We start from the raw sequence: 11,722 nt of genomic DNA, 5'->3' as shown, positions 1-11,722 counted from the left end.
AGAGCGTTCGACGGCAACGGTATTCACCTCGGGAGAGCACTGCGCGATGTGTTCGGCCGCGCACGCGTGGGTGGGCCTCGGACGTATCGTCTACATCTGCTCTTCGGCTCAACTCGGCGACTGGCTCGCGGAGTGGGGTGTGTCCCCGGCGCCGGTGAAGTCTCTGTCCGTCAACGAGGTTGCGCCGAACGTCCCGGTCGAAGGCCCGGTGCCGGAGTTGGTTCCGCTGGTGCGAGAACTGCATCGGAAGTTGCATTCGCCGAGTGCTTGACGGGCACACACAAACGGGCGGCACCTCGCTGGAGGTGCCGCCCGTTTGCGTGTGAAGTCAGGAAACTGCGTCGACCGCTCGAACCTTCTCTCGCAGTTCACCCTTGACGACCTTGCCGCTTGCATTGCGCGGCAGTGCTTCCACGACGACGATGTCCTTCGGGTGCTTGTAGCGCGCGAGACGATCGTTGAGGAAGCTGCTCAGCTCCTCGATGGTCAGGTCCACGGCTGAACCTGGCGCCATCGCGACGATCGCTACCGGCACCTCGCCCCACTTGGCGTCGGGGCGACCGACGACGGCCGCTTCGACGATCAATTCGTGTTCGTAGAGAACGTTTTCCACCTCCGCGCAGTAGATGTTCTCTCCGCCGGAGATGATCATGTCCTTCTTGCGATCCACGACGTAGACGAAGCCTTCGTCGTCGACTCGAACGAGATCGCCGGAGTGGAACCATCCACCGTGGAAGGCGTCAGCGGTGGCGGTGGGGTTGTTCCAGTATTCACTCATCATCGTGGGCCCGCGGTAGACGATTTCACCGATTTCACCGGGCGCCACGTCGTCCATGTTCTCGTCGACGACCCTGGCCGAGATGGTCGGGATGACCCGACCGACGGATCCGAGCTTACGAATCGCATCCTCGCCGTCGAGAACGCAAGTGATGGGCGACATCTCGGTCTGACCGAAGACCGCGACATTGAATGCGTCTGGGAAGGTCTCGGCCATTGCCCGCAGGATCGTGTCGGACGACGGTGCGGCGCCCCACGAGATGTTCTTCAGCGACAGTGCTCGCGGTTGCGCCTTCTGTACGGCGCACACGGCCTGCCATTGCACGGGCACGAGGAACAAGCTGGTGACCTTCTCGGCTTCCAGAATGTCGAGTAGTTGACCCGGGTCGAATGCGCCGACCGGATGGATCACCGTGGTCGTGCCGAGTTGCAGGCTCGGCGCTATGGAACCGAGGGCTGCGATGTGGAACATGGGCGACGCGCAGAAGCCGATGGAATCGGCATTGAACAGGTGGAAGGCCCTGATACAGGTCAATGCTTGCGAAGACAGGTTGGAGTGGGAGAGCACCGAGCCCTTGGGGCGACCGGTGGTTCCCGAGGTGTACATGATGAGTGCAGGAGTGTCGTCCGGGATGTCGACGAACGCGTGCGACTCGCCCTCTTCGCTGATCAAGTCCTCGTAATTCAGGCTGTCACCCTCGGCGGGGGCGCCTACGGTGATGGAGATGTCGATACCCTCGGACGCGGCTCGCGCAGCTCCGGCCAACGGAGCCAACGGTCCTTCGGCGACAATGACTTTGGAGCCGGAGTCGTTTACCAGATAAGCGACCTCGGGTGGTGTCAGACGGAAGTTCACCGGAACAGCGATGGCGCCCAGTGCGTTGGTCGCGAGCACGACCTCGAGGTATTCGGGGCGGTTGAGCATCAGGATGAGCACGCGGTCGCCGAAGCTGACGCCGCGTCGGGCAAGAGCGTCCGCCAGCTTCTCGACGCGTGCGTCGAGGGTGCTCCAGGTGATGGAATCGCCCAGGAATCGCAGTGCGGTGCGATCGGGAATCATCTGCGCATGCCTGGCGATCTGATTGTTCCAGTTGGTGCGGCGTGAACGCTGCGCCTCGGAGACTGCATCGGTGGAGGCCATCGATGGGTTCCTCTCATGCGTGGGTGATTGTGTGACTCAGGCTACAGTGAGCCGTCGATTCGTACAGTGGTTTTGTTAACGAAAATTCGCAGTGATTACTTGAAGTGGGGGCGCGCGTTTCTGCAGCATCGCCATCGCGCCTTCTTTGAAGTCCTCGCCAGTGAGAAGTTCTGCCTGACCGGTATTTTCGAGCTCCAGCGCAGCATCGAGGCGGTCCAGTGTCGCCGCATTGAGTGCGCGCTTGGTGAGTTCGAGGGCGCGTCGGGGAGCCTTCGACGTGCGATCGACGACGGAGTCGACGAGTGCGTCGAACGCGTCGTCGGCGACGGTGCGGGACACGAGCCCGAACCGCTCTGCGTCCTCGGCGGAAACTCGCTCGCCCAGCAATGCCATCTCGGCCGCTCGGGCGCGTCCGATCGCTGCCGGTACCAACGCACTGGCGCCGCCGTCGGGCATCAAGCCGATGTTGACGAAGGAGAGGAGGAAATAGGCGCTCGATGCGGCGTACGTCAGGTCCGCGGCTAGAGCGATGGACACGCCGACGCCGGCGGCCGGGCCGTTGACCGCGGCGATCACCGGGACCGGGGCGCTGGTGATGGCGCGAATCAGCGACGTCGCCGCATCCATGACGACTTTCGGGTCTGCGGGGTTGACGGCCGCTGCGGCGAGGTCGGCTCCGGTGCAGAACGCTCGACCGGATCCGGTGATGACGATGGTGCGAACGGCCGGGTCTGCGCCGCCGTCGTGGACGGCAGCTGCGAAAGCAGTCATCGTGGGCAGATCGATAGCGTTCATCCGCTTCGGGCGGTCGAAGGTCAATCGCAGTACACCGTCGGTGATTTCGGAGCGAAAGCCCGTCTCGGCGGTGGCGGTCATGCCGCGCTCACAGCGGTGACGAATCCGGAAAGCCGTGAGGTGATGAGGTGTTCGGCCTCCGAGACCATGCGGTCGATCATGTCGGCGACGGTCGGGATGTCGTTGATCAATCCTTGGCTCTGTCCGGCGGACCAGATGCCTGCATCGAGGTCGCCGTCCTCGAAGACCTTGCGTCCGCGGGCTCCGGCTACCAGATGCTGAATGTCGCTGAACTGCGCGTCGCCACGTGCTTCGATGCCGACGACCTCGGCACTGATCGCATTCGCGGCTACGCGCGCGGTGTTGTGAAGGGTCCGGAAGATGAGCTTGGTGTCGCGTTCGGTGTTTGCGACAATCTGCTCTTTAACCGATTGTGCGACAGGGGATTCCACGGTACACATGAAGCGAGTTCCCATGTTGACGCCGTCTGCTCCGAGCGCAAGCGCCGCGACGAGTCCACGTGAATCTGCGATTCCGCCTGAAGCGATCACCGGAATCGTGAGTTGCTGCGTGGCCGCCGGAATCAGAATGAGCCCTGGTATGTCGTCCTCGCCTGGGTGCCCGGCGCATTCGAAGCCGTCGATGCTGACGGCGTCGACGCCCAGTCTCTCGGCTTTGACCGCATGTCGAACTGCAGTGCACTTGTGGATAACCTTCACGCCCGCGTCCTTGAAATGCGGAAGATGATCGATCGGATTGGAACCGGCGGTTTCGACGATCTTGATCCCGGATTCGATGATCGCCTGGCGGTATTCGGCGTACGGCGGCGGCGTGATCGACGGCAGAATAGTGAGATTGACGCCGAAAGGCTTGTCGGTGAGATCGCGGGTTCGAGCAATTTCCTTGACGAGGTCTTCCGGTGTGGGTTGAGTGAGGCCCGTCAAGAACCCGAGGGCGCCGGAATTTGCCGTGGCCGCAACAAGTTCTGCCCGTCCCACCCACATCATGCCCCCTTGCACGATGGGATGGTCAACGCCGAGCATTTCGGTGAAGCGAGTGCGAATCATTTGCTCACAACTACTTTCTTACGGTCGGTCATTCGGCATCGAACCCTCTTGCAGGCGAAGAAGACCTCACGCCGCAGGGAACGAGCCCGCCAGCGGACTACGTGCGAGGTTATGCGAATCGTCACTAACATAACACCGCTGAGAGAGCGGGTGTCAAGACTCTTTTTCCGGAATCCGTCCGCCGCTACAACTGCGTTGTAGGGTTTCTGGTGAAGCAGTACCGGGCGCGAATTGCGACCTTCGCGACGGTTAACATGATCCGTTCGGACTCGCGCCCGTGGAAGTGCGGTGCAGCGGACGAAGGCAGTGCAAGAGAAAGCAACGGAAGTGGAGGGTCAGGTGCCCGGACAGACACGCGTCTCCGTGCGTGGCAGCGACCCTGCACCACGGACGCGTCCGAAGAATCGGAAGGCACAAATCGCGGCCGCTGCTGCGGAAGCATTCAGCGAACGTGGCTACCATGCGGTGGGTATCGACGAGATCGCAGCGAAGGTCGGAATTTCCGGTCCGGCCCTCTATCGTCATTTCCCCACGAAATACGCGCTGTTCGTCTACACCGTGAACAACCTGACGCAGGCGTTGTTGGATGCCAGCGATCCAGCTGTGCACGGAAACGAAAATCCACGCGAGCAGTTGAACTCCACGATGGTGGGTGTCATCCGCGCGACGATCGAGAATCGGCGTCGGGGAGGGCTCTACCGATGGGAGGGCAGGTACCTGGTCGACGAGGATCGTGAGCAATTGCGGGTGGGAATGCGCACGCTCAATCTTCGGATCGCCGAGCCGCTGGCAGCGGTTCGTCCGGAACTCGACCCGGCGGATGTAGAACTCATCGCGCCCGCCGTGCTCAGTGTGATCGCCAGTATCACCGGTCATCGATCTGCGTTGTCCGCCAAGCAGATCGAAGCGCTGATTCTTGCGGCATGCTGGTCCGTCATCGGCGTCGAATTGCCCGCTGCCGAGGAGGACGGCGCGAGGGCAGGGGCGTCCGAACGCAAAACAGGCCTCGTACGGACGTCGAAACGTGAAGTGCTGCTTCAGGAAGCAGTGTTGCTGTTCTATCAGCGCGGCTACCACGACGTGAGCATCGAGGAGATCGGTGCCGCGGCGGGTATCAACGCGTCGAGTGTGTATCGGCACTTCGCGAGCAAGGCCGACCTTCTTGCTGCGGCCTTCCACCGGGCGTCCGATCGTCTGACTATGACGTTGGGCTCGGCGTTGGCTGAGTCGGAGACTCCTCTCGCGGCCGTCGAGACGTTGGCGAAGATGTACGTCGAGGTTTCGTTCGGAACCAGCGAACTGTTGGCCGTGTACTTTGCCGAGATCGGCAGCTTGCCGGATCGATCACGGACCGAGTTGCGCAACATTCAGCGTTTGAACGTCGAGGAGTGGGCGCACTTGTGTGTCGAGGCGCGTCCGGAGTTGACGATCGTCCAAGCGCGGTTCCTCGTTCACGCGGCGCTCGGACTGGTCTTCGACATCGGCCGAATCGTGCACTTTTCCTCGGAGAACTCCGCGCAGGCCCGCGTCGAGAAACTGCTGTCCGCGACGCTCCTCGGGTAGTCCCGCCCGAAACAGTAGGTGTGACTTCACGTATCGCGGGTAGGTTCGTGATCGCAAGGCGTTCACCGAATCATGTGAAGACGGAAGTAGGGACAGCAATGCCAACTCGTACCGCACGCACCGCCTGGAACGGCACCCTCGAGGCCGGATCGGGACAGGTGGAACTCACCAGCTCGGGCGTCGCCACCTTCGACGTGTCGTTCCCCAAGCGCGCAGCTGAGGAGGCCGGCGGAACCACCAGCCCCGAGGAACTCATCGCCGCGGCGCATTCGTCCTGCTACGCGATGCAGTTGTCGGCCCTGATCGCCGAGGCCGGCGGGACCCCCCAGAGCCTCGACATCACCGCGGACGTGTCACTCGGCCCCGACACGGTCGGATTCAAGCTCACCGGAATCAAGCTCACCGTTCGCGCCGAGGTCGACGGCCTCGACGCCGACGGTTTTGCCAAGGTTGCCCAGGCGGCCAAGGAAACATGCCCGGTCAGCAAGGCACTGACCGGCGTCGACATCACGTTGGATGCGGCCCTGGACTGATCATCTCGCGCTCGGGCGCCCCCTCCGGCGCCCGAGTGCGGTTGTGTGTGACGACCAGGTAGCTCGCGAACAGGATCGGGAGCACCCACAGGTCCGAGGGATCGCGATAGACCAGGATCGGCAAGAGATCTCCGCGGAATCCTCCTGCGGTCAGGCGGAGAAACCCGATCACCCACTCGTATGCGTCGCCGATCGGCGGTATCACCTTCACGGCGGCGAAGCCGATCCCCGTGACCGCGATGGACCAGGCGATCGCTGCTCGCCCCACCAGACTTCGCCTGAGCACCTCGAGAACCGAGAGCAGAAGCAGGGGAAGCAGGAACACACCGGCGACGTCGGACAGCTTGCCCGTCATCGTGTTCCCGAATGCCCCTTTGAGTACGTGGTCGTTGATCAAGATGACGGCCACCGAGACCAGTGCCCACGGATTCAGCAGCAGATCGCCCGGACGATTCACGACAGGTTGATGGTTGCCGAGCCGGACGAGAACAGATCGCACTTGAACTGAAGGCGCAGACCGGTGGCGGCTTCGGGGACCTCGTACGCCAATTCGCCTCGCTTGGCAGCGCCCGGCGCGAGCTCTCCGTCGACACTCGACGTGCTGCTGTCGGTGAACGTGATGTTGTACGACTTGTTTGCCGAGTCCTGCAGTTCGAAGCACATCATCGACGAGACCGTCGACGGCTTGTCACTGTTGTTGGTGACCTCGGTGTCGACCACGACGTAGCGGTTTCCGGGATCAGCGGTGATGAACTGATTGGTCGAGACGTAGGGATCGACGACGCCGTGTACCTGGACGCGCCAGTCGCCCAGTTCGACGACGTCACCGATTCCGAAGGCGGCCGCAGGTGCGGCGGAAGAACCGTTGTCGTCGACCTTCTTCGCTTCGTCGGTCTCGCCCGAGGCGATGGTTGCGAACAGGGCTGCGCCGACGGCGAGGAGGGCGAGGGGAGTGCGGAGTGATCGCATGATGTGCGCCTTTCGAGAGTTGGTATGGCACAAGTCAACGATGTGCGGACTGCCCACCGCTTCGGTCGAAAGATCGGTCCGCCTCATCCTTTCGGTCGGAGCCTGGCGGTTCGTCCACCCGTTCGGCTGATTCGAGGCGTCGGTGGCGGTGGATACGCTTGCTCGGTGATCACCACCAAAGGAACCGTTGTGCGACGACGCGTATGGACTACCGCCGCTGTCGCGTTCAGCCTTTTCTGTTCCTTCATGACGGTGGGCATCGCAGGCGCGTCGGGAAATATGCCACCGGTATTGGTCGGTATCGGGTTCGTCCTGGGCGTGGCCGGTGGGATATCGCTTGTGTGGCGCCATCAGTATCCCTGGGTGGTTCTGGCGATCACGCTGGTCGGCCCGTTGTTCTTCCCCACCGATGCGACGGCGGCGCTCATCGCATTGTTCGCCGTTGCTCGGATCGCGCGTGGGCCTCGGCTTGCTGCCGCTGCGGCAGCTGTCTTCGTCGCGTGCGGAATTTCGTTGACCTACGACGCTTTTCGCAATCGTGAGTACTCCGTTCTCACGATGGGAACGATGAAACCCAAGGACGGTTCGGCGGTTGTTCAATACGACGTCGCCATCTGGATCCCGTGGCTCGTCGCAGCCGTCATGGTCGGCATCGTCGTGGCGCTCTCGCTCCTGATTCGGACCAGAACCGAACTCGTCGAGGCCGAACACGTACGGGATCTTGCCACCGAGAAAACAGACGTGATGCGCGACGAGATGATTCGCACCGAGGAACGAACGCGGATCGCGCGCGACATGCACGACACGATCGCGGCCAGTCTGAGCCGGATTTCGTTGTTCGCCGGTGGGTTACAGGTCAGCGCGGCAGACAATCCCGAGAAGGTGGTCAACACCGCTGCGATGATCAGAACCACCGCGCACGAGGCTTTGGACGAATTGAAGGGAATCGTCGGAGTGCTCAGGGGAAGCGGTGATCGCCGCGAACACGGCGGGCACCAGGGGATCGACGCGATCGGCGATCTGGTCAACGGTGCACGCGCCGCGGGCATTCACTGCCGTCTCGAATCGGAGTTGCTCCCGGGTGATGTCGGAATGCTGGCGGGCCACGTCTGTTATCGCGTCGTTCAGGAATCGTTGACCAACGTCCAGAAGTACGCGAGCGACCAGATGCTCGTCATTTCGGTGACCGGGTCGCCGCACGACGGAATTCGTATCCTCGCACGCAACAAGCTGAGCGAGCTTGCACCCATGACGTCGATCGGTTCACGGTCCGGCCTACGCGGGTTGGCCGAACAGGCAAGAGAAATCGGCGGCAAGGTGGAGGCAGGCGCGCTGGGGGACGATTTCCTCGTCAGTTGCTGGGTGCCCTGGTCGTCGTAACCCTCCCACCCTCTAACTGTCGGGGGCTCTGGGTAATCTGAGCGCACTATGGACGCTGACTCGCGCATCACAGTTTTGATCGTCGACAACGACGCGTGGGTTCGGCGCGGGATGAAGGACATCTTGGAAGCAGCGCCGGACATCGTGGTGGTTGCCGAGGCCGAGGACGGCGATCAGGTCGCAGCCAAAGTCACTCGGTTTCGTCCGCACGTGGTGCTGATGGATCTGAAGATGGCACGGGTCGGTGGCTTGGAGGCCACCCGAGAGTTGATGACCATGAGCAATCCGCCGAAGGTCATTGCGATGACCGCCTTCGACGTCGACGACATGGTCGTGCAGGCGGTCGAGGCGGGCGCGCACAGTTTTCTGAGCAAGGACGCGGCCCCACAGGCGTTCCAGCAGGCAGTACGGGTGGTGGCGTCGGACCACTCGTTGTTCAGCTCCGATTCTCTACGTGCCATCGTGGCCTCGGCGCCGCGTCGGCAAGCACCCGACCTGACTCCCCTCGCTTCGCTCACCGAGCGTGAGCGCGAAGTGCTGACAATCCTGGCGACAGGCGCGGCCAACAGCGTCATCGCGGAGCGGCTGTACCTCGGTGAGACCACCGTCAAGACGCATATCTCCTCGTTGTTCGCCAAGCTCGGTGTGCCCAACCGGGTGAGTGCGTCGTTGATCGCGTTCCGGTGTGGTCTGGTCACGTGATTCTGTGACCTCGTGACGCGAGCCGGGACTAATCCCGGCCCTGTTCGTTGTTGCACCTTCGGTGACTGATCAAATCGTGATTGACCAAGACGTGACCATCGAAGTGTGGTCTGACGTCGCTTGTCCGTGGTGCTACATCGGAAAGACCAGGTTCCTTTCGGCTCTGGATCGTTTCGAGAACAAGGACCGCGTCAACGTCATCTGGCGCTCGTACCAGCTCGCTCCGGAGACCCCGGTGGGAGAGGGACGAACCGAACTCGACGCCTTGGTCGAGATGAAGGGGATGGCGCCTGAACAGGTACGTCAGATGTTCGCCCACGTCAGCGCGACGGCAGCCGAGGTCGGCTTGACCTTGGACTTCGACACCGTGATCGCCGCCAACACCTTTGATGCGCACAGGTTGCTGCATCTCGCGGGTGAGCGGCAGAACGAACTCCTCGAAGCGCTGTTCAAAGCGCACTTCAGCGACGGCAAGGTGATCGACGACCGTGAGGTGCTGGTCGAGCTGGCCGTGAGCGTCGGCCTCGACGCCGACGTCGTGCGCGAGCAACTGGGCTCCGATGCCGCAGCCGAGGCTGTTCGCGAAGATCTGTCCATGGCCCGCCAACTGCAGGTCAGCGGCGTTCCGTTCTTCGTCGCCAACCGTGCGGTCGCAGTATCCGGCGCTCAACCCGAAGAGGTGTTTCTGCAGTTGCTTACTCAGGCCTCCGAACCGGCCTGAGTAAGGCGAGCGGCACGAACTGCCGGGGCGTTCGAGAACGGCAACAGATGTGCACCGTCGTCGGGGCAGGAAAGCGTGACGTGCGCTGCATCGACGAACCGGTACGGCTGCGCTGCAACAACTCCGGCAAGGTTCTTGCGCAGACGCGACATCTCGGCCCGCGCGGTCACCGTGCGGGCCGGGTCACCGAAAAGATCCTGCGCCAACCGCGATGCGGTCAGTCCACGCCTCTCGGATCCGAGGAGAAACAGAATCTCCGCATGCCGCTGGGTCGGGGAGTAGGCCCATTCGCCCAACCCCGACGTGACGGTCACCGACATGTTCTCGGAATCGCGCAGATCGATATGCACCGTGGGCGCACTGATTTTCTCGCCGGTGGCGATCGGCCGGACCACCCACCCGCCGGGAAGTGGATCCAGTTCGCACAGACCCAAAGCGGGGAACCACGTCCTGCCGGGAGCCAAAGCCGCGGGGAGCAGCACGCGCGAGCGATGAGGTAGCGCATCGACCGCCGCTACCCAGCCATGAGTATCGATCACCAATGCCGGTGATCCGCTACGTGCAAGCATCGGCCCTGCAACAGAACGCAATTGATCGAGATTGTCCCGATGCTTGTCGCGTAGGTGTGATTGCGCGAGGCGTGCGACGGCGTCGACCAGAGCGAGTGTGGTGGGGTGGACGGTCTTGGCGGGACCACTGATGTCGACGACGCCGATGACACGGTCGTCCCGCGGATCGCGGATGGGTGCCCCCGCGCAGGTCCACGGATGATGGCTGCGCGCATAGTGTTCCGCCGAGAAGATCTGAACCGCTTGTCGTGACACCAATGCCGTTCCGATGGCGTTGGTGCCGACGCTGTCCTCGGCCCAGTTCGCACCCTCGACAAATCCCAGACGCGCAGCTTGGTCCAGTACTCGATGGGACCCGCTGCGCCACAGTACAGTTCCGCGAAGATCTGCGACGACCATGATGTTCTCACCGCTCGCGGTAACTGATTCGAGTCCACGCGTCACGTCGTCGAGCACGTCGTACAGTCCGGACTCACGACGACGGAGATCGAGTTCGGCGACGTCCATGGACGGTTCGACCCGGTTGTGTTCGGGGTCGATACCTAACTCGCGCAGGCGTTGCCACGATTGGCGGACCACGTCCCTGGGGCGGGCCGGTGCGCGGTCTCCGGCCATCGTCGCGTCGTACACCGCGGCGAGGGTCCTCGCGTAGTCGCGAGGATCCTCGCCGGGCGGCATCGCGGGCTCGGGCAACCGCTTTTTCAGCGAAGATACCGTTTTCAGCGAAGACACCGCTTTCAGTGAAGACACCGCGGTCAGCGGTAGACGAGGCCGCCGTCGATGAGACCGGCCTGACCGGTCATGTAGTCGGAATCGGGCCCGGCAAGGTACGAGACGAAACCGGCGACATCGTCGGGGGTTTCAGCTCGACCCAGCGCAATTCCGCCGACGAACTTCTCGTAGGTGGCGCCCTCTGGTGCACCGGTCAATTCGGCGAACCTCTTGTCGATCGTCACCCACATGTCGGTGCCCACGACGCCGGGGCAGTACGCGTTGACGGTGATTCCGTCGGACGCGTATTCCTTGGCTGCAGCCTGAGTGAGGGCCCTGACCGCGAATTTTGTTGCGCTGTAAACACCTAACATGGCGAACCCGTCGTGGCCGGCGATGGATGACGCGTTGATGATCTTTCCGCGCTGACCCAGAGCTTGGAACTTTGCTGCTGCAGCTTGAATTCCCCACAGGACACCGTCGACGTTGACGCTCCAGATCTTGGAGACCTCTTCTGGCGTCGCGTCGGAGATCGGGCCGACGAGAGCGATTCCCGCGTTGTTGACGATGACGTCGAATCCGCCCAATTCCTGGTGTGCATGTTCGACGGCTGCGTTGACCTGCGCTCGATCGCTGACGTCGGCGACAATCGTCGTTGCACGACGGCCGATCCGTCTGATCTCGTCGGCAACCGCATCCAGCTTGGTCTGGTCGAGGTCGACCAACGCGATGTCGGCGCCGTCGTGGGCGAGGCGGAGAGCGATTCCGCGTCCGATGCCTTGGCCGGCGCCGGT

Annotated in this window: 12 protein-coding genes and 1 pseudogene; 6 read left to right on the top strand and 7 right to left on the bottom strand. The window is 62.7% G+C overall.

Annotation, left to right across the window (positions count from 1 at the left end; all coding sequences use genetic code 11):
* Positions 1–271: pseudogene (locus tag A2J01_RS00105) on the top strand (nucleoside deaminase); the annotation flags it as partial.
* Positions 272–328: 57 nt separating this feature from the next.
* Here the strand turns inward: A2J01_RS00105 and fadD5 are convergent.
* The 3 genes from fadD5 to A2J01_RS00090 form a co-directional block, all read right to left on the bottom strand.
* Entirely contained in the window at positions 329–1,918 is a 1,590-nt protein-coding gene (fadD5, locus tag A2J01_RS00100; RefSeq protein WP_003945871.1) for a fatty-acid--CoA ligase FadD5, read from the bottom strand.
* A gap of 75 nt (positions 1,919–1,993) precedes the next feature.
* Positions 1,994–2,794: an enoyl-CoA hydratase gene (locus A2J01_RS00095; protein WP_064111340.1), complete on the bottom strand. Its 801-nt coding sequence runs from the start codon at positions 2,792–2,794 to the stop codon at positions 1,994–1,996.
* The gene (locus A2J01_RS00090) at positions 2,791–3,780 is read right to left on the bottom strand and encodes an NAD(P)H-dependent flavin oxidoreductase (protein ID WP_064111338.1); all 990 of its coding nucleotides are present in this window, start codon (positions 3,778–3,780) and stop codon (positions 2,791–2,793) included. Before A2J01_RS00090 ends, A2J01_RS00095 begins: the two co-directional genes overlap by 4 nt.
* 339 nt (positions 3,781–4,119) lie before the next feature.
* On the opposite strand from A2J01_RS00090, the gene A2J01_RS00085 reads away from it, so the two are divergent.
* Together A2J01_RS00085 and A2J01_RS00080 are read left to right on the top strand one after the other, a co-directional pair.
* Positions 4,120–5,343, top strand: coding sequence for a TetR/AcrR family transcriptional regulator (locus A2J01_RS00085; RefSeq protein WP_231915379.1), 1,224 nt, complete (start codon positions 4,120–4,122; stop codon positions 5,341–5,343).
* 98 nt (positions 5,344–5,441) lie between these two features.
* Positions 5,442–5,876, top strand: coding sequence for an OsmC family protein (locus A2J01_RS00080; RefSeq protein WP_007726950.1), 435 nt, complete (start codon positions 5,442–5,444; stop codon positions 5,874–5,876).
* Here the strand turns inward: A2J01_RS00080 and A2J01_RS00075 are convergent.
* Positions 5,851–6,333, bottom strand: a complete 483-nt coding sequence (locus A2J01_RS00075) for a hypothetical protein (RefSeq protein WP_064111334.1) — start codon at positions 6,331–6,333, stop codon at positions 5,851–5,853. The two genes, A2J01_RS00080 and A2J01_RS00075, sit on opposite strands and share 26 nt — an antisense overlap.
* Entirely contained in the window at positions 6,330–6,845 is a 516-nt protein-coding gene (locus tag A2J01_RS00070; RefSeq protein WP_003945701.1) for a DUF4352 domain-containing protein, read from the bottom strand. The genes A2J01_RS00075 and A2J01_RS00070 overlap by 4 nt, the downstream gene beginning before the upstream one ends.
* A 24-nt stretch (positions 6,846–6,869) precedes the next feature.
* On the opposite strand from A2J01_RS00070, the gene A2J01_RS00065 reads away from it, so the two are divergent.
* The 3 genes from A2J01_RS00065 (at position 6,870) to A2J01_RS00055 (ending at position 9,648) form a co-directional block, all read left to right on the top strand.
* On the top strand, positions 6,870–8,225 hold the full coding sequence (locus A2J01_RS00065) for a sensor histidine kinase (protein WP_054781748.1): 1,356 nt from the start codon (positions 6,870–6,872) through the stop codon (positions 8,223–8,225).
* 48 nt (positions 8,226–8,273) lie between these two features.
* Positions 8,274–8,927, top strand: a complete 654-nt coding sequence (locus tag A2J01_RS00060) for a response regulator (RefSeq protein ID WP_042451934.1) — start codon at positions 8,274–8,276, stop codon at positions 8,925–8,927.
* 76 nt (positions 8,928–9,003) lie between these two features.
* Positions 9,004–9,648 carry a DsbA family oxidoreductase gene (locus A2J01_RS00055; protein ID WP_007726933.1) on the top strand — a complete coding sequence of 215 codons (645 nt, stop codon included), beginning with the start codon at positions 9,004–9,006 and terminating at the stop codon, positions 9,646–9,648.
* On the opposite strand, the gene A2J01_RS00050 is transcribed toward A2J01_RS00055, so the two are convergent.
* Positions 9,627–10,895, bottom strand: coding sequence for a GAF domain-containing protein (locus A2J01_RS00050; RefSeq protein WP_020968367.1), 1,269 nt, complete (start codon positions 10,893–10,895; stop codon positions 9,627–9,629). The two genes, A2J01_RS00055 and A2J01_RS00050, sit on opposite strands and share 22 nt — an antisense overlap.
* Before the next feature lie 77 nt (positions 10,896–10,972).
* Positions 10,973–11,722, bottom strand: a 750-nt coding sequence (locus A2J01_RS00045) for an acetoin reductase (RefSeq protein ID WP_064111331.1), incomplete at its 5' end; no start/stop codon positions are given.

This window comes from Rhodococcus sp. EPR-134, assembly GCF_001647205.1.
GTDB classification, from domain to species: domain Bacteria; phylum Actinomycetota; class Actinomycetes; order Mycobacteriales; family Mycobacteriaceae; genus Rhodococcus_F; species Rhodococcus_F qingshengii.
Note: the sequence above shows the minus strand (reverse complement) of the source record. Positions and strands in the feature narration are given on the sequence as shown.

Coding starts and splice junctions, on each gene's coding strand:
- fadD5 (WP_003945871.1), bottom strand. CDS start 1,918: ATGGCCTCCACCGATGCAGTCTCCGAGGCGCAGCGTTCACGCCGCACC.
- A2J01_RS00095 (WP_064111340.1), bottom strand. CDS start 2,794: ATGACCGCCACCGCCGAGACGGGCTTTCGCTCCGAAATCACCGACGGT.
- A2J01_RS00090 (WP_064111338.1), bottom strand. CDS start 3,780: ATGATTCGCACTCGCTTCACCGAAATGCTCGGCGTTGACCATCCCATC.
- A2J01_RS00080 (WP_007726950.1), top strand. CDS start 5,442: ATGCCAACTCGTACCGCACGCACCGCCTGGAACGGCACCCTCGAGGCC.
- A2J01_RS00070 (WP_003945701.1), bottom strand. CDS start 6,845: ATGCGATCACTCCGCACTCCCCTCGCCCTCCTCGCCGTCGGCGCAGCC.
- A2J01_RS00065 (WP_054781748.1), top strand. CDS start 6,870: ATGGCACAAGTCAACGATGTGCGGACTGCCCACCGCTTCGGTCGAAAG.
- A2J01_RS00060 (WP_042451934.1), top strand. CDS start 8,274: ATGGACGCTGACTCGCGCATCACAGTTTTGATCGTCGACAACGACGCG.
- A2J01_RS00050 (WP_020968367.1), bottom strand. CDS start 10,895: ATGCCGCCCGGCGAGGATCCTCGCGACTACGCGAGGACCCTCGCCGCG.